Consider the following 20,875-nt stretch of genomic DNA (forward strand, 5'->3'; position numbering starts at 1 on the left):
AGCAGGGCCTCATGACCTCCATCAAGGAGGGCGGCAAGATGTCGGACGACACCCTGACCGCCGTCGCCGACGCGATCGCCGAGTTCAAGAAGCAGTTCGAGACCGCGGACGGCAAGCTTCTCGGCGAGGACGCCCCGTCCGCCGCCAAGTGACGTAAGGAAGGGACCTGACTCATGGGAGCCCAGCTCCGGGTCTACAAGCGTCGCATCCGATCCGTCACCGCGACCAAGAAGATCACCAAGGCGATGGAGATGATCGCCGCCTCGCGTGTCGTCAAGGCGCAGCGCAAGGTGGCGGCCTCCACGCCCTACGCGGCCGAGCTGACGCGCGCGGTCACGGCGGTCGGCACCGGCTCGAACACGCAGCACCCGCTGACCACGCAGGCCGACACGGTCGTGCGGTCCGCGGTGCTGCTGCTGACCAGCGACCGCGGTCTCGCCGGCGCCTTCAACGCCAACGCCATCAAGGCCGCGGAGCAGTTGACGGAGCGCCTCGAGTCCGAGGGCAAGCAGGTCGACACGTACATCGTCGGCCGGCGTGGTCTCGCGCACTACAACTTCCGTGAGCGCAAGGTCGCGGAGTCGTGGTCGGGCTTCACGGACGAGCCGACGTACGCGGACGCCAAGAAGGTCGCGGCCCCGCTGATCGAGGCCATCGAGAAGGACACGGCGGACGGCGGGGTGGACGAGATCCACATCGTCTTCACCGAGTTCGTGTCGATGATGACGCAGTCGGCGCTCGACGACCGCCTGCTGCCGCTCAGCCTCGACGAGGTGGTCGAGGAGTCGACGACGAAGGGCGAGATCCTTCCGCTGTTCGACTTCGAGCCCTCGGCGGAGGACGTCCTCGACGCCCTGCTGCCGCGCTATGTGGAGAGCCGCGTCTACAACGCGCTTCTCCAGTCGGCAGCCTCGAAGCACGCCGCCACGCGGCGCGCGATGAAGTCGGCGACCGACAACGCCGGAGAGCTGATCGAGACGCTCTCCCGCCTTGCCAACGCGGCCCGCCAGGCCGAAATCACCCAGGAAATCAGCGAGATCGTCGGTGGCTCCGCAGCCCTGGCCGACGCGACCGCGGGGAGTGACAGGTAATGACGACGACAGTTGAGACGGCCGTTGCCACGGGCCGCGTCGCCCGGGTCATCGGCCCGGTCGTCGACGTGGAATTCCCCGTCGACGCCATGCCGGAGATCTACAACGCCCTTCACGTCGAGGTGGCCGACCCGGCCCAGGACGGCGCGAAGAAGACGCTGACCCTGGAGGTCGCCCAGCACCTGGGTGACGGCCTGGTCCGCACCATCTCCATGCAGCCCACCGACGGTCTGGTCCGCCAGGCCCCGGTCACCGACACCGGCACGGGCATCACCGTCCCGGTCGGCGACTTCACCAAGGGCAAGGTGTTCAACACCCTTGGTGAGGTGCTGAACGTCGACGAGAAGTACACGGGCGAGCGCTGGTCCATCCACCGCAAGGCCCCGAACTTCGACGAGCTCGAGTCGAAGACCGAGATGTTCGAGACCGGCGTCAAGGTCATCGACCTGCTGACCCCGTACGTCAAGGGCGGCAAGATCGGTCTGTTCGGCGGTGCCGGCGTCGGCAAGACGGTGCTCATCCAGGAGATGATCTACCGCGTCGCCAACAACCACGACGGTGTCTCCGTGTTCGCCGGTGTCGGTGAGCGCACCCGTGAGGGCAACGACCTCATCGAGGAGATGGCCGAGTCGGGCGTCATCGACAAGACCGCCCTGGTCTTCGGTCAGATGGACGAGCCCCCGGGCACCCGTCTGCGCGTGGCCCTGGCCGGTCTGACCATGGCGGAGTACTTCCGCGATGTGCAGAAGCAGGACGTGCTGTTCTTCATCGACAACATCTTCCGCTTCACGCAGGCCGGTTCCGAGGTCTCGACCCTGCTCGGCCGGATGCCCTCCGCGGTGGGCTACCAGCCGAACCTGGCCGACGAGATGGGTCTCCTCCAGGAGCGCATCACCTCGACCCGCGGTCACTCGATCACCTCGATGCAGGCGATCTACGTCCCCGCGGACGACCTGACCGACCCGGCCCCGGCCACCACCTTCGCCCACCTCGACGCGACGACGGTGCTCTCCCGTCCGATCTCCGAGAAGGGCATCTACCCGGCCGTGGACCCGCTGGACTCCACGTCCCGGATCCTGGACCCCCGCTACATCGCGGCGGACCACTACAACACGGCGATGCGCGTCAAGACGGTCCTCCAGAAGTACAAGGACCTTCAGGACATCATCGCGATCCTCGGTATCGACGAGCTGGGCGAGGAGGACAAGCTCACCGTCCACCGTGCCCGTCGCGTCGAGCGCTTCCTGTCCCAGAACACCCACGTCGCCAAGCAGTTCACCGGCGTCGACGGGTCGGACGTGCCGCTGGACGAGTCGATCGCCGCGTTCAACGCGATCATCGACGGCGAGTACGACCACTTCCCGGAGCAGGCGTTCTTCCTGTGCGGTGGCATCGAGGACCTGAAGGCCAACGCCAAGGAGCTGGGCGTCTCCTGATCTCGGAACTCTCCGAGTTCGTGTGTGAGGGGGCGGGCGCGTCCCGCCCCCTTCGCCACGCCCACTAGACTTAGTAACCAACACCCGGCAGATCCGCCGGGTGGTGACCCGAGGAGCCACCTTGGCTGCTGAGCTGCACGTCGCGCTGGTCGCGGCCGACCGAGAGGTCTGGTCCGGCGAGGCCACCCTGGTCGTCGCGCGCACCACGTCCGGCGACATCGGCGTCATGCCCGGTCACCAGCCGCTGCTCGGTGTGCTGGAGTCGGGCCCGGTGACCATCCGTACGAGTGATGGTGGAACGGTCGTCGCCGCGGTGCACGGCGGTTTCATCTCGTTCGCGGACAACAAGCTGTCGCTGCTGGCCGAGATCGCCGAGCTGTCGGACGAGATCGACGTCCAGCGCGCGGAGCGTGAGCTGGAGCGCGCGAAGGCCGAGGGCGACGCCCTCGCCGAACGCCGCGCGGACGTACGACTGCGTGCGGCGGCGACGCGCTGACCCAGCGCGGAGCCGTATGACGTCACTCAGCCGCGGCCGGCCCGGAGTCCTCCGGAGCCGGCCGCGGCTGAGGCAGATCTGGATGTTTTTTCCGTTCCGTTACCTATTTTCGGTACCTAGGAGACGAGGAGGTCGGTGTCGATGGTCCTCGCTCTGACTGTGTGCGGAATCGTCGTGGCCCTGGTGGTGCTCGGGCTGTTCGTCTTCGGTCTGCGCCGCAGACTCATCCAGCGCTCCGGTGGCACCTTCGACTGTTCCCTGCGCTGGGACGTACCCGAGAAACCGGACGCCAGCGGCAAGGGCTGGAGCTACGGCGTCGCCCGCTACAACGGCGACCGCATCGAGTGGTACCGCGTCTTCTCCTACGCCTACCGGCCCCGCAGGGTGCTGGAGCGGGCCTCGATCGAGGTGGCGGGCCGACGGCTCCCGGAGGGCGAGGAGGAGCTGGCGCTGCTGTCCGACGCGGTGATCCTCGCCTGTTCCCATCAGGGCACCCGGCTCGAACTGGCGATGAGCGAAGACGCGCTGACCGGATTTCTCGCGTGGCTGGAAGCAGCCCCGCCCGGACAGCGAGTGAATGTGGCGTAGCCGCATTCACTCGCTGTGTGGGGGTCCCCCCGGACGAAGTCTGGGGGAGCGTCAATGTCGCTTAGTGACTCTGCTGGTAACTCTTCGAACTTGCTTACGCGAGGCCGTTGTTGATGGCCGTCACCAGCTCACCGTTTCCGGTGTCACCGCTGAACTCCCAGAAGAACGCGCCGCCCAGGCCCTGGTTCTTGGCCCAGGTCATCTTGCCGGCGATGGTGGCGGGAGTGTCGTAGGACCACCAGTTGTTGCCGCAGTAGGCGTACGCCGTGCCCGCGATGGTGCCGGTGGCGGGGCAGGACGACTTGAGGACCTTGTAGTCCTCGATGCCCGGCTCGTAGGTGCCCGGGGCCGCGCCGGTCGCCGAGCCGCCGGGGGCGGCCTGGGTGACTCCGGTCCAGCCGCGGCCGTAGAAGCCGATGCCGAGCAGGAGCTTGGCGGACGGAACGCCCTTGGACTTGAGCTTGGCGATCGCGTCGGCGGAGTTGAAGCCCGCCTGCGGGATGCCGGAGTACGAGGTCAGCGGCGAGTGCGGGGCGGTGGGGCCCTGCGCGTTGAAGGCGCCGAAGTAGTCGTACGTCATCACGTTGTACCAGTCGAGGTACGCGGAGGCGCCGCCGTAGTCGGCCGCGTCGATCTTGCCGCCGCTGGAGCCGTCGGCGGTGATGGCCGCGGTGACCAGGTAGTTGGAGCCGAACTCGGTGCGCAGCGCCTGGGACAGGTTCTTGAACGCGGCGAAGCCGCTGCTGTCACAGGTCAGACCGCAGGCGTTCGGGTACTCCCAGTCGATGTCGATGCCGTCGAAGACATCGGCCCAGCGGGGGTCCTCCACGACGGCCTTGCAGGACTTCGCGAAGGCGGTCGGGTTGGCCGCCGCCTGGGCGAAGCCGCCCGAGTAGGTCCAGCCGCCGAAGGAGTAGAGCACCTTGATGTGCGGGTACTTGGCCTTGAGCTGGCGGAGCTGGTTGAAGTTGCCGCGCAGCGGCTGGTCCCAGGTGTCGGCCTGGCCGCTGACGGACTGGTCGGCGGTGTACGCCTTGTCGTAGGCGGCGTAGGTGTCGTCGACGACGCACTGGCCGTTCTTGACGTTGCCGAACGCGTAGTTGATGTGGGTGATCTTCGACGCGGAGCCGGAGGTCACCAGGTTCTTGACGTGGTAGTTGCGGCCGTAGACGCCCCACTCGGTGAAGTAGCCGAGCTTGACCTTGTCGCCGGTGGGCGGCGGGTCGGTGGTGCCGCCGGTGGTGCGCACCGAGACCGCGCCGCTGACCGGACCGGTCTGGTCGGCGGTGTCGCGGGCCTGGACCGAGTAGGAGTAGGTGGTCCCGGCGGTCAGCCCGGTGTTGGTGTACGACGTGGTCGTCACGGTGGCGACCTTGGTGCCGTCGCGCAGCACGTCGTAGTTCTTGACGCCCTTGTCGTCGGTGGCGGCGCTCCAGGAGAGCTTCACCGACGTGTTGGTGATGTCCGAGGCGGTGGGGGTGCCCGGAGCGGAGGGGGCGGAGTCGCCGGGCACCGTGGTGCCGTCGCAACCGCCGCCGTTGAGCTTGCAGTTGGACGGGGAGCCGCTGCCCGCGCCGTTGAAGCCGAAGGAGACGGAGGCGCCGGGGGCCAGCGTGCCGTTCCAGGACTTGTTCTTGGCGGTCCAGTGGGTGCCGGAGGACGTGACGTCGGCGTCCCAGGCGGAGGTGACGGACGTGCCGGAGGGGAAGTCCCATTCGACGGTCCAGGAGCTGAGGGAGGTGGTGCCGGTGTTCTTCACCGTCCACTTGCCCTCGAAGCCCGTACCCCAGTCCGACGCCTTGGTGTAGGTGGCGGTGGCGGAGGTGGCGGCCTGGGCGGGGCTCGCGAGGCCGACGAGACCGGCCAGCGGGAGCAACAGGGTCGCGAATCCTGCCGCGGCTCTGTGTCTGAAGCGCATTCTGCGCCTCCTATGGGGAGTTGGGGGGCGTGACTGAGCCTTCACGCCCACAGTGCCGCGAGAATAGAAAGGTCTGGACCACGGGTCAATAGGTCTGGACCACTCTTGTATACGGTTGGACTAGATTCCCAACTCCTGTGCGAGCACCGCCGCTTGCACCCGGCTGCGCAGCTCCAGCTTCCCCAGCAGCCTGCTGACATGGGTCTTCACCGTCGCCTCCGCCATGTCGAGCCGCTCGGCGATCCCCGCGTTGGACAGCCCCTCCCCGAGGCAGGACAGCACCTCGCGCTCGCGCCGGGTGAGGGCGTCCAGGACCGCCGGATCGGCGGCCGGTCCGCGCGCGGGGCCCGCCGCGAACTCCGCGATGAGCCGCCGGGTCACGGCCGGGGCGATCAGCCCCTCACCGGCGGCGACGGTCCGCACCGCCGTGATCAGATCCCGTGCCTCGGTGTTCTTCAGCAGGAAACCGGCGGCCCCGGCCCGCAGCGCCCCGAACACGTACTCGTCGAGGTCGAAGGTGGTCAGCACCAGTACGTCGGCGAGGTTCTCCGCGACCACCTTCCGGGTCGCCGCCACCCCGTCGAGACGCGGCATCTGCACATCCATCAGCACCAGGTCCGGCCGCAGTTCCCGGGCCAGTTCCACCGCCCGCTCACCGTCCGCGGCCTCCCCGACCACCTCGATGCCGGGCGCGCTGCGCAGGATCAGCACCAGCCCCGCGCGCACGGCGGACTGGTCCTCGGCGACCAGGACACGGACGGTCGGGCTCATGGACGGTCTCCTTCGGGGTCCTTGCCGTGGCCCGGCTCGGCCTCGGCGAGCGGCAGCGCGGCGTGCACGGTCCACCGGCCGCCGTGCGGACCGGCGGTGAAGGTGCCGCCCAGCAGCGTCGCCCGCTCCCGCATCCCCACCAGGCCCGCCCCGGAGCCGGGGGCGCGCGGCCCGTCCTCGCGCCCGCAGGGGCTGCCGATCTCGACGTCGAGCACCCGGGGGCCGTCGCGCCGGGCGAGGACGACGGTCACCGGGCCGGGGCGGGCGTGCTTGAGGGCGTTGGTCAGCGACTCCTGGACGATCCGGTAGGCGGCCAGCTCGACGGGCGCCGGGATCCGGCCGGTGCCGGTGCCGGTGCCGATGTCGATGTCGATGTCGATGTCGAGGGTGACGTCGAGTCCGTTGGCGCGGGCGCCGTCCACAAGCGTCTCCAGCCCGTCGAGGGTCGGTGCCGCCGCCGGTTCCCGGTCCCCGCCGCCGTCCCGCAGGATCCCGATGAGCCGGCGCATCTCCGCGAGCCCGTCGACGCTGTTCTCCCGGATCACCCCGAGCGCCTCGTGGGAGGTCTTCGGATCGTCGATGGAGAGCGCGGCCGTGGAGTGAATGGCGATCGCCGACAGGTGGTTGGCGACCATGTCGTGCAACTCCCGTGCCATCCGGGCCCGTTCGGCGACCACCGCCTCGCGGCGGTCCATCTCGGCGAGCAGTGTGGTCTGTTCGGCGTGCAGCCGGGCCGCGATCGCCGCGTCCCGGTGGTCGCGGACGATCCAGCCGGTCGCTGCCGGACCGTACGCGACGGCGCCGATCACCACCCCGATCAGCAGCGCCTCCGGCACCCGCCACACCGCGTACGGCACCACGGTCCCGGCGACCGTGAGCAGCCCCGTGATCCGGGGGATACGGCGGGCCGAGGCGGGCGGGCCGTACAGGACCGCCGCGTACACCACGTCGGTGAACATCAGCACCGTGGCCACACTGCCCTGGGTGACGGTGTCCAGGGTCAGCGCGGCGGTGCCGGTCAGCAGCGCCGTGCGCGGGGCCGTCCGGCGCAGCAGTTCGCAGCCGGACATCACCACCAGCGGCGGCAGCACCGCCCAGGCGCCGGGCAGCAGCACGAGCGGCTCGTCGGCGGGACGCAGGGCCAGACCGAGCGCCATCAGCACCAGCCCGCCGAGCAGTCCGCCGCACGCCACGTACACGTCGAAGCGGTGGGGGCGGGGGAGTGCTGCGGCCATGTCCTCCATCCAACACGGCGTCCGCGGCGGGCGCCTTCACCCCGGGGACGTTTCCGCGCTGCATCTTTCGATGTACCCGGAGGTCGTCAGCGCCGACGACGAAAGCGGCCCGGTCCGGCGGGAGTCTGGAGGGGTGAGCGAGAGGAGCGAGTCGTGGTCGTCACGTTGATCGTCGTGTGCGAGGTGGCCTTCTGGGTGCTGCTGGCGCTGGGCCTGGCCGTCCGGTACCTGCTGGGCATGCGCCGTACCGGCGCGGTGCTGCTGCTGTGCGAGCCGGTCCTGGAGCTGTTCCTGTTCGCCGTGACCGCGATCGACCTGAGGAACGGCGCCGAACCGGGCTGGGAACACGGCCTGGCCGCGCTCTACATCGGCTACACCGTGGCCTACGGCCACTACACGATCCGCTGGCTGGACGGCCACGCCGCGCACCGGCTGGCCGGCGGCCCCCCGCCCCCGAAGCCGCCGCGCTACGGCGGCGCCCGGGCCCGGCACGAGGGCGCGCTGTGGCTGCGGACCGTGCTGGCGGCCGCCGTCGCCTGCGCCCTGCTCCAGGCCGCCGTCTGGTACGTCGGCGACGGCGACACCTCGTCGCTGCGGTCCTTCCAGTGGGTGGCCCTCAGGGCCGCCGGCATCCACGGCCTGGTGGCGCTGACCTACACGCTCTGGCCGAAGCGGGAGCCGGAGAGCGCCGTACGGCGGTGATGCCGTGAGAGGGGTCGGGCTCAGCGCTCCCCGCCCGGTACCCACAGCACGTCCCCGGTCTCCTTGTTGGCGGTGCGGGCGAGGATGAACAGCAGGTCCGACAGCCGGTTGAGGTAGGTCGCGGTGAGCGGGTTCATCACCTCGCCGTGCACCTCCAGGGCGGCCCAGGTGGAGCGCTCGGCCCGGCGTACGACCGTGCACGCCTGGTGCAGCAGGGCGGCGCCCGGGGTGCCGCCGGGCAGGATGAACGACCGCAGCTTCTCCAGCTCCGCGTTGAACCGGTCGCAGTCCGCCTCCAGCCGGTCGATGTAGAACTGCTCGACCCGCAGCGGCGGGAACTCCGGGTTCTCCGCCACCGGCGTCGACAGGTCCGCGCCCACGTCGAACAGGTCGTTCTGGACCCGGGTGAGGACCGTGACGATCTCCTCGTCCAGGCCCCCCAGCGCGACGGCCGTGCCGATCACCGCGTTCGCCTCGTTGGCGTCGGCGTAGGCGGAGATCCGCAGGTCGGTCTTGGCGACCCGGCTCATGTCCCCGAGCGCGGTGGTGCCCCGGTCGCCGGTCCTGGTGTAGATGCGCGTCAGATTGACCATGCGGCCAATCTAGACGGTCCGACCGGATCCGCTCCGTTCCGTTCGTCACCCGCTCCCGACCCGTGCACCGGTGGACTGAAACGGTCTGAAAGCGACTGAATCGGGCGGGATTTGACGACGTGACCGGTGTCTCACCTCATGAGACGTGAGACGCGTTACTAACCGGTCACACAGCGCCTCACGCCCGCTAATCTCCGGCCGAGAGGCCAGACGGAGCGGACAGCGCGGATGCGCCGGATGGTTGACGCCGGTGACATCGGACGCCCGAGCGGGCAGGGCTTCAGAGGCACCGAAACCGCACAGGCCCCACCTGCCTCACCCCTGCGGGTGAATTCGGTATCGGTTCGCTCACAGACGGCAACCTCCGGCTGCTTACCGCAGTCAGAGCATGCAACACCGGACATCACACCGCGGAGCACACGACGCACGCCTAGGGGAGCGCTATGCACATCAGGGGCGACCACGCCGAGCTGGTCGTGGGGGGCCGTCTCGACGTGCGCTGCGCGGCCGACGCCCGGACGACCCTGCACTCGGCCGTCGACGACGGCGTCGGCGACCTGGTGCTCGACCTGTCCGAGCTGGACTCCTGGGACGCCACCGGACTCGGCGTCATCATGGGCGTCCACCGCCGCGCCGGCCGCTGCGGCCGCCGCCTGGTGCTGCGCGGCGTCCCTCCGCAGATGCAACGCCTCCTGGTCGCCACCCGGCTGCACCGGATCCTCGCCATCGAGGGCGGCATCGGCGTGGAGTCCCTGCCCCGCGTCTGACCCGCACCCTGTGTGGCCTGCGGTGGAAAAGGTACGGCGGGCGCAATCCTCACCGGACCGTGATGTCTCGGACCGGACGGCCCCCCGGACTGTCGTAGATACTGTGCGAAGGTTTACGGTTCGTCTGCCCGCCGCCCTCAGCCCTCGAGCGGGCACCGGACCAGAAGCGACAGCCCAGTGTGCAGCAAGGCCGGGAGGGGCTACCGCCACACGACGCTTTTGGGGGGCTTGACCCATGGATCCGACGAACCCGGTTCCCGAGGACCACGGCCATGACGGCGACGGCCGCGCGTCGCGCCCGCGCCCGTCCAGGGACCCCCTCACGCCCGACTTCGCCCAGCACACCCCCGGCCCGGCCCGCACCGTGCGGATCGTCGCCGGCGAGCACCTGCTGACGGTCAACCCCGTCGACGGCAGCGAGATCGAGCTGTGCCCGCCGACCGAGGTGCCCGAGCGCCCCGCCAAGCGCACCCCCGAGCAGCGGGCCGAGGCCGAGCGCGCCGCCCGGCCGCCCGCCCCCGCCGGACCCGCCCGGCCCGCCCAGCCCCTGCTGGGCCGCCAGGAGGAGCGCGAGCACCTCGTCCGGCTGCTCGCCCGCGGCCGCTCCGTACGCCTCACCGGCCCGGCCGGCTCCGGCCGCACCAGCCTCCTCGACCTCGTCGCCGAGGACTGCGACGACCTCGCCCCCGACGGCGTCGTCCGCCTCTCCGGACTGCACCGCACCGCGGCCGACCTGCTGCTCGACCTCTTCCACACCGTCCACGACGCCGACCGGTACCACCCCGGCACCGAGGAACTCCTCGCCCTGGTGCGGGAGATCGGCGCGGTCGTCGTCGTCGACGACCTCGGCTTCGGCGGCACCGACCTCGACAAACTGCTGGACGCCACCCCCGAGTGCGCCTTCCTGCTCGGCGCCACCCCCGACGTCCCCGCCCCCTCCGCCGACGCCGCCGTCGACGAGGTCGCCCTCAGCGGCCTGGACCGCGCGGCCGGCGTCGAGGTCATCGAGCACGCCCTCGGCCGCGACCTCACCGACGAGGAGGAGAACTGGGCCGGTGACCTCTGGTTCGAGTCCGAGGGACTCCCGCTGCGCTTCGTCCAGGCCGGTGCCCTGCTCGCCCAGCGCGACCGGCTGCGCGCCGAGGTCGACGCGGTCGACGCCTTCGGGGTCTTCGAGGACGCCCCGCCCTCGCCCGAACCCGTCGACTCCGGTGCCGGGGACGCCGAGGAGATACCGCTGCCCTCCCTCGGCGAGGCCGCCGCGCCCGCCCCGCTGCTCGCCGCCCGGCTGAGCGCCTCCGCCCGCGCCACCCTGCGCTTCGCCGTCGCCCTCGGCGGCGAGGTGCCGCACCAGGCCCATCTGCCCGCGCTGGTCGGCGACACCCACGCCGACGCGGCCCTCGGCGAACTCGTCGCCTGCGGACTCGTCTCCCCGGCCGGCACCGGCTACCGGCTCGCCGCCGGCATCAAGACCCAACTGGAGGCCGCCGGCTACGACGACGACGTCTCCGCCCGCGCCGCCACCGCCGCCCAGCACTACGCCTGGTGGGCCGCGCACCCCTCGGTCACCCCCGAGCGGGTCTGCGCCGAGTCCGCCGCCGTCCTCGCCGCGCTCGCCCTGGTCGGCCCCGTCACCACCCCGCCAGCCGAGGGCGAGGAGGCCACCGCCGTCCAGCTCGCCCGCGCCGCCGCCCCCGCCTTCGCCGCGGGACTGCGGTGGAGCGCCTGGGACATCACCCTGCGCGAGGGCGCCGAGGCCGCCCGGCTGGCGGGGGAGTCCGCCGACCGCGCCTACTTCCACCACGAGATGGGCGTCCTCGCGCTCTGCGGCGGCGACCTCGACCGCGCCCGCTCCGAACTGGAGGCGTCGCTCGCCCTGCGCGGCACCCTCACCGACAAGCGCGGCACCGTCGCGGGCCGCCGCGCCCTCGCCCTGGTCGCCGACGCCTCCGGCGACATCCCGGGCCTCGCCCTCGCGGGCACCGGCGAGGAAGCCGTCGAGGCCCGCCCCGAGGAGCCGGTGTCCCCGCCGCGCGCCGTCCAGGCGGTGCTCCCGGCCGTCTACGCCACGGAGGCCGAGACCCTCGTCCACCGCCCGGTGCCGTCGGCCGCGGCCCCGGCCCGCCGGTCGTACGCCGCCGGTCTCAAGGGACTCGCCCGGCGCAACCTGGTCGCGGCCGGCGCGGGCGCGCTCCTGGTCGCCGTGCTCGGCACGGTCGTGACGCTCGGCGCCACCTCCAACAACGACGCCAACGACCCCTCCGAGCGGGTCGGCGTCAACCCGTCCGCCGGAAGCGACCTCGGCGACGGCGGCCTCGACTCCGACATCCCGGGCGACGACACCGCCACCGGCGACACGGGCACGGCGACCAGCAGGCCGACGGACCCGGGTCCCGACGGGACGATGGGGACGTCGGACGACCCGACGCCGACGGTGTCCCCCTCCGCCTCGACGGGAACCGGCGGCACGCCGGGGACCGGCACCGGGGGCTCCAGCGGCTCCCCGCGGCCGTCGTCGTCCAGCTCGTCGTCCCGCCCGACGACGACGCCCTCGCAGCGGCCCACCACGCCGACGCAGCAGCCGACGACGCCCACCGAGAACCCGACGACCCCGACGGACACCCCGACGGAGTCGGAGAGCACGGACCCGGCGACCGAGACCTCGGCGAGCGGCACGACCTCCGGCACCCCCGTCTCACCGAGCAGCGTCGACGTCTCCTCCGGGGAGTCCACCCCGGACACGCTGATCTGAGCACCCCGCACAGCACCGAGGGCCGGTTCCCCACCCGGGGACCCGGCCCTCACCGTCGTACGGGAACACCGTACGAACGCCGTACCCGACGTCAGAACAGCCGCAGCTTGTCGTCCTCGATGCCGCGCATCGCGTCGTAGTCCAGGACCTGGCAGCCGATGCCGCGGTCGGTGGCCAGGACGCGGGCCTGGGGCTTGATCTCCTGCGCGGCGAAGACCCCGCGGACCGGCGCGAGGTGCGGATCGCGGTTCAGCAGCTCCAGATAGCGGGTGAGCTGCTCGACGCCGTCGATCTCGCCGCGCCGCTTGATCTCGACCGCCACGGTCTGCCCCTCGGCGTCCCGGCACAGGATGTCCACCGGCCCGATGGCGGTCATGTACTCGCGCCGGATCAGGGTGTAGCCCTCGCCGAGGGTCTCGATGCGGTCGGCGAGCAGCTCCTGGAGGTGCGCTTCCACGCCGTCCTTGATCAGGCCGGGATCGACGCCCAGTTCGTGCGAGGAGTCGTGCAGGATCTCCTCCATCGTGATGATGAGCTTCTCGCCCCCCTTGTTGACGACGGTCCAGACGCCGTCCTCGTCGCCCGTGCCCTCCTTCAGCGTGCAGGGCGGCGACATCCAGTTCAGGGGCTTGTAGGCCCGGTCGTCCGCGTGGATCGAGACACTGCCGTCCGCCTTGACCAGGATCAGACGGGGCGCGGAGGGGAGATGGGCGGTGAGCCGGCCGGCGTAGTCGACGGAGCACCGGGCGATGACGAGACGCATGGTCGGCAACGCTATCCGACGCCTCGCACCGCACGCGATTCGCCCGACCCGCTCCGGCCCCCACCCGTCACCCGGGCCCCTTGTGCCCCGCCCCTTTTGATCGGGAAAACCGCTGTTCGGACCTGGCCGATTGTGCGCCTACCGGGAGTTCCCTATGTGCCCATTCTCCTGGTGCCGCCACCGGCCGTTGCCTACCGTAGTAAACGGGAGGTCGCGATGCGTGTACTCAGCGTGTGCGGTACTTCGTCATGCCGAACTCCCTTTCCCTGTCCGGCAACCCCCTGTCCCACCCGGGGGTGCGAGAGGAGTACCCATGTCGCTCGACGTCTCACCGGCCCTACTCGAACAGGCCGAGCGAGGCGAGGTCGACGAAGCTGAATTCGTCGACTGCGTCCGGACCTCCCTGCCCTACGCATGGGAGATGATCAGCTCCCTGGTGGCCGAGCTGAAGGTGGACGGCGGAGCCTTCGCCGACAACCAGACGCCCCCGCCGAACGAGCAGGCACGCGGGCAGTTGCTGCGAGCGCTGGCGAGTGACGCCATTCGCGGTGCGCTCCAGCGGCACTTCGGTGTGCGGCTCGCCTTCCAGAACTGCCATCGGGTGGCGGTGTTCCCGGTGGACCCGTCGGTCGACGACAAGCTGGCCCGCTTCACCTCGGTCCGCAGCCAAGTGCTCAACCAGTCACCGGAGTTCCGGGACTGCTGAGGCAGCAGTGTGAGCCTGTCGCTTGCCGCTCCTCACGCGGGAGGTGCCATCAGTACGGGAGCGGCAAGCTCCCCGGTGTGCCGGGCCGTTCAGCGGAGGTGGGGGAGCACCTCCGCGCCCAGCCGCCGGACGTTCTCCTCCGTGGCCGCCAGATCGCCGGAGCCCTCGACGAGCAGGGCGAAGCGCGTGATGCCGGTGCGCTCGCCGGTCGCCGCGAGGCGGTCGGCGCAGAGCCGGGGGGTGCCCACCGGGTGCAGCCCGCAGAGGAGTTCGGTGTACGCCACCGGGTCCCGCATCGAGCGGGCCCGGCCGTCCACCGTCACATGGGCGTCGAGCCCCTGTTTCAGCCAGCCCGGCATCGCCTTGACCAGGGTCTCGACGGCGTCCGTGCGCCGGTCGGCGATCTGGCAGACGCCCGCCGAGACATGGGCGGCGGCCCGGATCTCGTCCTCGGAGCGGCCGGCCGCGCGTGCGTGGCGGCGCCACAGGGCGACCATCTCGGCCTTCTCCTCGTCCCCCACGTGCATGCCCAGCAGCATCGGCAGGCCGCGCTCGGCGGCCAGCCGCACGGTCGACGGCGAGGTGCACGCCACGACGACCTCGGGGCCCTCGGTGTCCGTCAGCGCCTCCGCGGGGCGCGGTACGACGGGGACCTCGCGGAACCGGAACCGCTCGCCGTCCGCCCCGACCGAGGGCTCGCGCAGCCAGCGCACCAGCAGATCGAGTGATTCCGGGAACCCCCGCTCGTACGCCGCGAGGCCGGAGCCGAACACCTCCAGGTCGACCCAGGGCCCGCCGCGCCCCACGCCCAGCGAGAAGCGGCCGCCGCTGGTGAGATGCAGCAGCGCCGCCTGCTCGCCGAGGGCGACGGGATGGACGGTGGGCAGCACGCTGACCGCGGTGCCGACCCGGATCCGGTGGGTGCGGCCCAGCAGTAACGCCGCGAGCGTCACCGCCGACGGACAGGTGCCGTACGGCACGAAGTGGTGCTCGGCCAGCCAGACCGAGTCGAGACCCGCTTCCTCGGCGACCTCGGCGGAACGCACCGCCCGGTGCAGCGCCTCCCCCTGGCCCTGCCCGGGGAACTGGGCACCCAACACGAAACTACCAACGCGCATGGACTTTCCTGCTTCCTTGGCTCCGACGCGGAGCTCCCCCACCCGGCATAACCGTCTGACACGTGCCGAGGACACGGCCTGGCGGAGAGATTTGCCGATTGTCTGGAGAATGGGGGGTCAGGGAGGGCGACTTGTGGGGATCGGTGACGTACGGGTGCCCTCGTCCGCGCCGCGTAGGCTGGACGCGAACCCTGCTTCCTGTATAGCCCCGTGAGGTGTCCTGTGTCCCCGCGTCGCAACCGACCCAAGGGCGGCGGCCCAGCGGACTCGTCCGGCCGCGGTGCCGAGGACGACCGCTCGAGCCGCTACGGCGGCTGGCAGTCCTCGGAGACCTGGCGCGGCGAGGAGTGGAGCGTACGGCACGTGGCGGGCGCGAGCGCGCAGGGGAAGTCGTACCGGTGCCCCGGCTGCGACCAGATGATCCCGGACGGCGTCCCGCACGTCGTCGCCTGGCCCGAGCACGCGGGGGTCGACGACCGCCGGCACTGGCACAAGGCGTGCTGGAACGCGCGAGACCGCCGCGACCCGGGGGTGCGGCGGTCTCGTCACGCGCCTCGCTTCTGACCGGGGCTCGCCGCCCCGGCCGGTCCGCGGCCTCCTACACGTCGCGCTTCTCCAGCAGGGTGAAGGCGGCGGCGAAGGCGGCGGCCGTCACCCCGAGCGCGATCCACAGCGGGTCCCAGCCCGAAGGGCCGGACTCGGTGAGGGAGTTGGAGTAGAAGACGCTGAGCTGGTTCGGGATCGAGTACTCGAACAGGGCCTGGCGCAGGTCCTCCAGCGAGGACGAGAACATGAACAGCGCGATCACCAGCGGGGCCAGCACCAGGGCGATCATGATGGTGATGGCGCCGGCCGAGTGCCGGATGACCGAGCCGACGGCGAGCGACAGCAGGCCGAGCAGCGCCATGTACAGGGACACCCCGACGGTGCCCTTGAGCCACTCGCCGGCGGACGGCTCGCGCGCGTCGGTGAAGAGCGCCACGTCCACCATGGCGATGATCCCGGCCGAGACCAGCGTCACCACGAAGGCGACCGAGAAGAACACGATCCCCTTCGCCGCGAGCACCCGGCCGCGCGACGGGCACGCCACCATCGTGGTGCGGATCATGCCGGTGCCGTACTCGGAGGCCGTCGTCATCACGCCGAGCGTGATCAGGCACATGCTGCCGAGCAGCAGTCCGAAGAAGCCGAAGGACAGCGGGTTCTCGCCCGCGAGGTCGCCCTCGGTGGTGTTCGCGGCGACCAGCAGGGAGGTCAGCAGGCCGATGCCGACCACCAGCAGGACGAACACGCCGAGCGTCCACATCGTGGAGCGCACCGAGCGGATCTTCGTCCACTCCGAGGCGAGCGCGTGCCCGAGGTGGGTGCGCACGACCGGGATCGGCGAGGTGTAGCCGGGGTGGCCGCCGGGGGCGGCGTACCCGGGTCCGGGCTGCCCTGCCTGCCAGGCGGGCGCGGCGGCCTGCGGCGCGGGGTGCTGCGGGGTGCTCATCGGGCGTCCTCGGGCTGGGTGGTCGGGGCGGCGGGGGCCGGGGCGGACGGGGTGGCGGGCGCGGCCGGCGCCTTGTCGAGCGAGGGCGCGGCGGCGGGCGGGGTCCCCGGGGCGGCCGCGGGGGCCGCCGGCGGCTGGGCCGGGGCCTGTGCCGGTGTCTGAGGGGCCTGAGGCGCCTGCGGGGCCGCCTGGGCGTACGGGTTGGCGTCGGCGGCCGAGGGCGCGCCCGGGGCGCTGTACGCCCCCTGCGGGGCCGTCGGGGCGCCCGGGGCCTGGGGAGCGCCGTAGGCGCCCGCGGCGGGCCCCTGGCCCGGCTGCGGGGGCGCGTAGCCCGTCTGCGGGGGCGGCGGGGCGTACCAGCCCGGCTGGCCCTGTCCCGGCACCGGCATCGGCGGCTGGGCGCCCGGCGGCAGCGGCTGCTGGAGCCCGGCCTTCTGGTCGACGGTGGAGCGGTAGTCCACGGCGCCCTGCGTCATCCGCATGTACGCCTCCTCCAGCGACGCCTGGTGCGGCGACAGCTCCCACAGCCGTACGTCGGCGTCGTGGGCGATGTCGCTGATGCGGGGCAGCGGCAGTCCCGTCACCCGCAGCGCGCCGTCCTGCTCGGGCAGGACATGACCGCCCGCCTCGGTGAGCGCGGCGGCCAGCTTCTCGCGGACCTGCGGCTCGGTGTGCGGGGTGCGCACCCGGGCGAAGTCGGCCGAGTTCGCCGAGATGAAGTCCTTCACGCTCATGTCGGAGAGCAGTTGCCCGCGCCCGATGACGATCAGGTGGTCCGCGGTCAGCGCCATCTCGCTCATCAGGTGCGAGGAGACGAAGACCGTGCGGCCCTCCGCCGCGAGGGACTTCATCAGGTTGCGCACCCAGAGGATGCCCTCGGGGTCGAGGCCGTTGACCGGCTCGTCGAAGAGCAGCACCTGGGGGTCGCCGAGCAGCGCGGCGGCGATGCCGAGCCGCTGGCCCATGCCCAGCGAGAAGCCCTTGGACCGCTTCTTGGCCACGCCCTGGAGGCCGACCACCCCGAGCACCTCGTCCACCCGGCGGGCCGGGATGCCGGAGAGCTGGGCCAGCGACAGCAGGTGGTTGCGGGCGCTGCGGCCGCCGTGCACGGCCTTGGCGTCGATCAGGGCGCCGACCTGGCGGGGCGCGTTCGGCAGCTTGCGGTAGGGGTAGCCGCCGATCGTGACCGAGCCCGCGGTCGGATTGTCCAGGCCGAGGATCATCCTCATGGTCGTCGACTTGCCCGAGCCGTTGGGCCCCAGGAAGCCGGTGACGGCACCCGGCCGCACCTGGAAGGAAAGGTTGTACACGGCGGTCTTGTCGCCGTAGCGCTTGGTCAGGCCGACAGCCTCGATCATGCTCCGCACCCATCGAAAGGATCAGGACAGCAGGGCACACGCCCCCGTAAGGGTTAGGAGCTTATCGAGGCGCTGACGGTTCCGCTCAAATGAAAGCAAAGAACGAAAGCGTCACGCGTCACGTCGCTTCAGCAGCAGATACCCGCCGAGCAGCGCGGCCACCACCCACACCACCATGATCGCGAGCCCGCCCCAGGGGCCGTAGGGGGTGTCGTCGTCGACCGGGGTGACCACCTGCATGATCTTGCTGCCGGCCTGGTCGGGCAGATAGCGGCCGACCTTCTTCGTCGCGCCGACGTTGCCGAGGATGTTGGAGATCAGGAAGAAGAACGGCATCAGGATGCCCAGCGACAGCATCGGCGAGCGCAGCATCGCGGCCACGCCCATCGAGAACAGGGCGATCAGCGTCATGTAGAGGCCGCCGCCGATCACCGCGCGCAGCACCCCCGGGTCGCCGATCTCCGCCCGGAGCGAGCCCAGCATCGACTGGCCCAGGAAGAACGTCACGAAGCTGGTGACCAGGCCCACCGCCAGCGCCAGCCCGGCCGCCACCGCGATCTTGCTGAACAGGAAGGTCCCGCGCTGCGGCACGGCCGCCAGCGAGGTGCGGATCATGCCGGTGCTGTACTCGTTGGACACCACCAGCACCCCGAACACGATCATCGCGAGCTGGCCGAGGCTCATCCCGGCGAAGCTGATGTAGGTCGGGTCGAAGGAGAGCCGGTCGCGGGCGCTGAGGTTGTCGAACTCGTTCTTCGACAGCGCGGCGATCAGCATGCCGAGCGCGACGGTGACGACGACGGCCAGCGAGAGCGTCCACACCGTGGACGCCACCGACCGGATCTTGGTCCACTCGGACCGTACGACCTGGATCGCGGCCATGGCTCAGCTCCTCCCCGCCCAGTCCTCGCCCCACGCCCGCCGCTCCTGCTGCGGCGGGCGGTCCGAATGCGCGTGGTACTCCACCGACTCGGCGGTCAGCCGCATGAACGCCTCCTCCAGGGACGCCTGCTGGGGACTCAACTCGTGCAGCGTGATCTGGTGCCGCGCGGCCAGCTCCCCGATCTGCTCGGACGTGCCGCCGTCCGCCTCCAGCACCCCGCTGCCGCTCTCCACGACGGTGAGCCCGGCGCCGCGCAGCAGATCGAGGAGCCGCTCGCGCTGCGGGGTGCGGATCCGGACGAAGGACCGGGAGTTGCGGGCGATGAAGTCGGCCATCGAGGTGTCGGCGAGCAGCCGGCCCTGCCCGATCACCACCAGATGCTCGGCGGTCAGCGCCATCTCGCTCATCAGATGACTGGAGACGAACACCGTCCGCCCCTGCGCGGCCAGCGATTTCATCAGGGTGCGGATCCAGTGGATGCCCTCGGGGTCGAGGCCGTTGACCGGCTCGTCGAACATCAGGATCCGGGGGTCGCCGAGGAGCGCGCCCGCGATGCCGAGGCGCTGGCCCATGCCCAGCGAGAACCCCTTGGCCTTCTTCCGCGCCACGGCCGTCAGCCCGACGGTGTCCAGCACCTCGTCGACCCGGGCGCGCGGAATGCCGTTGCTCTGCGCCAGACACAGCAGATGGTTGTAGGCGCTGCGGCCGCCGTGCACGGCCTTGGCGTCCAGCAGGGCGCCGATGTAGGTGAGCGGGTCCTTGAGCCGGTCGTAGTGCGTGCCGTCGATCCGGACGTCCCCCGCGGTGGGCCGGTCGAGGCCGAGCATCATCCGCATGGTGGTGGACTTGCCGGCCCCGTTGGGCCCGAGGAAGCCCGTGACGATACCGGGTCTGACGGTGAAGCTGAGGTCGTTCACCGCCACCTTGTCGCCGTACCGCTTCGTCAGCCCCTCGACCTCGATCATGCGGGCCACGCTATGACCGGTGCGCGGCCCCTGCCACCGGAGGCACCCGGGGCGTCCCCCCGTACGCGGGCGCACGAAAGGGGCGGTGGGACCGGGTCCCACCGCCCCTCACACGCACCGAACGGTTACCGGGACTGCTGCGCCGGCACCCCGCGGGAGACCGGCTCGTCGTCCGTGGCCGGCGAACCGGCCGCGGCGACCGCGGCGCCCGTGAGCGTGGCGAGCATCTCGCGCACGTTCGTGAGCTGGGCGTTGATGCTGTCGCGGCGGTTGGTGAGAGCCGCCAGCTCGCGCTCCGATTCCGAACGGATCCGGTCCGCCTTGGCGTTGGCGTCGGCCACGATGTCCTCGGCCTGGCGCTGCGCCGTCTCGACGGTCTGGCGGGCGCGGCGCTCGGCGTCCGTGCGCAGCTTCTCCGCCTCCAGCCGGAGCTGCTCCGCGCGGTGCTCGATCTCCGCGAGGCGCTTCTCGGCCTTCTGCTGACGGGACGCCAGGTCGCGCTCGGACTGCTCGCGGCGCTTGGCCAGGTTGGTCTCGAAGTCGGCGGCGGCCTGCGCGGCCTTGGCGCGGGTCTCCTCGAAGAGGGCGTCCGCCTCCTCGCGCTTGGACTGCGCGTCCTTCTGCGCCTCGGCGCGGAGCTGCGAGGCGTCGCTCTTGGCCTTCTCGACGATCCGGACGCCCTCGTCCTCGGCCTTGGACTTGCGCTCCGCGGCGTACGACTCCGCGTCGTTACGGACCTGCTGGGCCGCCGACTCGGCGAGCTCGCGGTGCTGCTCGGCCGCGCGACGGGCCTCCTCGCGCAGATCCTTGGCCTCTTCCTCGGCGAGGCGAAGGATCTTCTCGACCCGCGCGCCCAGACCGGCGTACGACGGCTCGGCGTCGCTCACCTGCGCCTGGGCGTTCTGCGTCTCGAGGTGGAGCTCCTCGATGCGCTTCTCCAGGGCGGTAATGCGGGCGAGCGCGCTGTCACGGTCGGAGACGAGCTTGGAGATCCGTTCGTCCACCTGAGCGCGGTCGTACCCACGCCGCACTAGCTCGAAGCCATAGGGGGAAGTGTCGCTCATGGGGTTCCTGTCGAATGAGACCGGTGAGGTGATAGGGGGAATCCTAGGGGCCGAAGCGGTGTGTCATCGAGCGGATACGTGTTTGATCTGGAGAATGACACCCCTTTTGGGTGGCCGAGCGGCGTGCCACTTGCCAAATCCTCAGTCAAAGTCCCCAGACTTTAACCCAAATCACAC

At 71.3% G+C, this 20,875-nt stretch carries 20 protein-coding genes; 9 read left to right on the forward strand and 11 right to left on the reverse strand.

Annotated elements, in window-relative coordinates; translation table 11 throughout:
• The first annotated feature begins 173 nt into the window (after nt 1-173).
• The 4 genes from G6W55_RS25555 to G6W55_RS25570 all read left to right on the forward strand — a co-directional run bounded on the left by G6W55_RS25555 (nt 174) and on the right by G6W55_RS25570 (nt 3,611).
• Nucleotides 174-1,091 carry a F0F1 ATP synthase subunit gamma gene (locus tag G6W55_RS25555; RefSeq protein WP_175523175.1) on the forward strand — a complete coding sequence of 306 codons (918 nt, stop codon included), beginning with the start codon at nt 174-176 and terminating at the stop codon, nt 1,089-1,091.
• Nucleotides 1,091-2,527, forward strand: a complete 1,437-nt coding sequence (atpD, locus tag G6W55_RS25560) for a F0F1 ATP synthase subunit beta (protein WP_030784641.1) — start codon at nt 1,091-1,093, stop codon at nt 2,525-2,527. The genes G6W55_RS25555 and atpD overlap by 1 nt, the downstream gene beginning before the upstream one ends.
• A gap of 121 nt (nt 2,528-2,648) precedes the next feature.
• A complete protein-coding gene (locus tag G6W55_RS25565; RefSeq protein WP_030784643.1) occupies nt 2,649-3,023 on the forward strand; it encodes a F0F1 ATP synthase subunit epsilon in 375 nt (124 codons plus the stop codon).
• A gap of 141 nt (nt 3,024-3,164) precedes the next feature.
• Complete coding sequence (locus G6W55_RS25570) at nt 3,165-3,611, forward strand: DUF2550 domain-containing protein (protein WP_085210278.1); 447 nt, start codon at nt 3,165-3,167, stop codon at nt 3,609-3,611.
• A gap of 94 nt (nt 3,612-3,705) precedes the next feature.
• On the opposite strand, the gene G6W55_RS25575 is transcribed toward G6W55_RS25570, so the two are convergent.
• The 3 genes from G6W55_RS25575 to G6W55_RS25585 all read right to left on the reverse strand — a co-directional run bounded on the left by G6W55_RS25575 (nt 3,706) and on the right by G6W55_RS25585 (nt 7,535).
• Entirely contained in the window at nt 3,706-5,529 is a 1,824-nt protein-coding gene (locus G6W55_RS25575; protein ID WP_175523176.1) for a glycoside hydrolase family 18 chitinase, read from the reverse strand.
• Between the two features lie 120 nt (nt 5,530-5,649).
• Entirely contained in the window at nt 5,650-6,300 is a 651-nt protein-coding gene (locus G6W55_RS25580) for a response regulator transcription factor (protein WP_175523177.1), read from the reverse strand.
• Entirely contained in the window at nt 6,297-7,535 is a 1,239-nt protein-coding gene (locus G6W55_RS25585; protein ID WP_175523178.1) for a sensor histidine kinase, read from the reverse strand. The genes G6W55_RS25580 and G6W55_RS25585 overlap by 4 nt, the downstream gene beginning before the upstream one ends.
• Before the next feature lie 153 nt (nt 7,536-7,688).
• On the opposite strand from G6W55_RS25585, the gene G6W55_RS25590 reads away from it, so the two are divergent.
• A complete protein-coding gene (locus tag G6W55_RS25590; protein WP_175523179.1) occupies nt 7,689-8,237 on the forward strand; it encodes a hypothetical protein in 549 nt (182 codons plus the stop codon).
• 20 nt (nt 8,238-8,257) lie between these two features.
• On the opposite strand, the gene G6W55_RS25595 is transcribed toward G6W55_RS25590, so the two are convergent.
• A complete protein-coding gene (locus G6W55_RS25595; RefSeq protein WP_030784657.1) occupies nt 8,258-8,830 on the reverse strand; it encodes a cob(I)yrinic acid a,c-diamide adenosyltransferase in 573 nt (190 codons plus the stop codon).
• 443 nt (nt 8,831-9,273) lie between these two features.
• On the opposite strand from G6W55_RS25595, the gene G6W55_RS25600 reads away from it, so the two are divergent.
• Complete coding sequence (locus G6W55_RS25600; RefSeq protein ID WP_030784659.1) at nt 9,274-9,597, forward strand: STAS domain-containing protein; 324 nt, start codon at nt 9,274-9,276, stop codon at nt 9,595-9,597.
• A gap of 235 nt (nt 9,598-9,832) precedes the next feature.
• Entirely contained in the window at nt 9,833-12,349 is a 2,517-nt protein-coding gene (locus G6W55_RS25605; RefSeq protein WP_175523180.1) for an ATP-binding protein, read from the forward strand.
• 91 nt (nt 12,350-12,440) lie between these two features.
• Here G6W55_RS25605 and nucS read toward each other — a convergent pair whose 3' ends face one another.
• Nucleotides 12,441-13,112 carry an endonuclease NucS gene (gene nucS, locus G6W55_RS25610; RefSeq protein WP_175523181.1) on the reverse strand — a complete coding sequence of 224 codons (672 nt, stop codon included), beginning with the start codon at nt 13,110-13,112 and terminating at the stop codon, nt 12,441-12,443.
• 313 nt (nt 13,113-13,425) lie between these two features.
• Here nucS and G6W55_RS25615 point away from each other — a divergent pair, with 313 nt between their 5' ends.
• On the forward strand, nt 13,426-13,818 hold the full coding sequence (locus G6W55_RS25615; protein ID WP_030784666.1) for an SCO5389 family protein: 393 nt from the start codon (nt 13,426-13,428) through the stop codon (nt 13,816-13,818).
• An 89-nt stretch (nt 13,819-13,907) separates the two neighbouring features.
• On the opposite strand, the gene G6W55_RS25620 is transcribed toward G6W55_RS25615, so the two are convergent.
• A complete protein-coding gene (locus tag G6W55_RS25620; RefSeq protein ID WP_175523182.1) occupies nt 13,908-14,936 on the reverse strand; it encodes an LLM class flavin-dependent oxidoreductase in 1,029 nt (342 codons plus the stop codon).
• Between the two features lie 222 nt (nt 14,937-15,158).
• Here G6W55_RS25620 and G6W55_RS25625 point away from each other — a divergent pair, with 222 nt between their 5' ends.
• Nucleotides 15,159-15,500: an ATP/GTP-binding protein gene (locus G6W55_RS25625; protein WP_175523183.1), complete on the forward strand. Its 342-nt coding sequence runs from the start codon at nt 15,159-15,161 to the stop codon at nt 15,498-15,500.
• A gap of 34 nt (nt 15,501-15,534) precedes the next feature.
• Here G6W55_RS25625 and G6W55_RS25630 read toward each other — a convergent pair whose 3' ends face one another.
• The 5 genes from G6W55_RS25630 to G6W55_RS25650 form a co-directional block, all read right to left on the reverse strand.
• The gene (locus G6W55_RS25630; RefSeq protein ID WP_175523184.1) at nt 15,535-16,428 is read right to left on the reverse strand and encodes an ABC transporter permease; all 894 of its coding nucleotides are present in this window, start codon (nt 16,426-16,428) and stop codon (nt 15,535-15,537) included.
• Nucleotides 16,425-17,786 carry an ABC transporter ATP-binding protein gene (locus G6W55_RS25635; RefSeq protein ID WP_175523185.1) on the reverse strand — a complete coding sequence of 454 codons (1,362 nt, stop codon included), beginning with the start codon at nt 17,784-17,786 and terminating at the stop codon, nt 16,425-16,427. Before G6W55_RS25635 ends, G6W55_RS25630 begins: the two co-directional genes overlap by 4 nt.
• 111 nt (nt 17,787-17,897) lie before the next feature.
• On the reverse strand, nt 17,898-18,668 hold the full coding sequence (locus G6W55_RS25640; RefSeq protein ID WP_030784679.1) for an ABC transporter permease: 771 nt from the start codon (nt 18,666-18,668) through the stop codon (nt 17,898-17,900).
• Nucleotides 18,669-18,671: 3 nt separating this feature from the next.
• A complete protein-coding gene (locus G6W55_RS25645; RefSeq protein WP_175523186.1) occupies nt 18,672-19,634 on the reverse strand; it encodes an ABC transporter ATP-binding protein in 963 nt (320 codons plus the stop codon).
• 125 nt (nt 19,635-19,759) lie between these two features.
• Nucleotides 19,760-20,698, reverse strand: a complete 939-nt coding sequence (locus G6W55_RS25650; protein ID WP_030784683.1) for a cellulose-binding protein — start codon at nt 20,696-20,698, stop codon at nt 19,760-19,762.
• Nucleotides 20,699-20,875: the final 177 nt, after the last annotated feature.

This window comes from Streptomyces sp. CAI-85 (genome assembly GCF_013363615.1).
GTDB lineage: Bacteria > Actinomycetota > Actinomycetes > Streptomycetales > Streptomycetaceae > Streptomyces > Streptomyces antibioticus_B.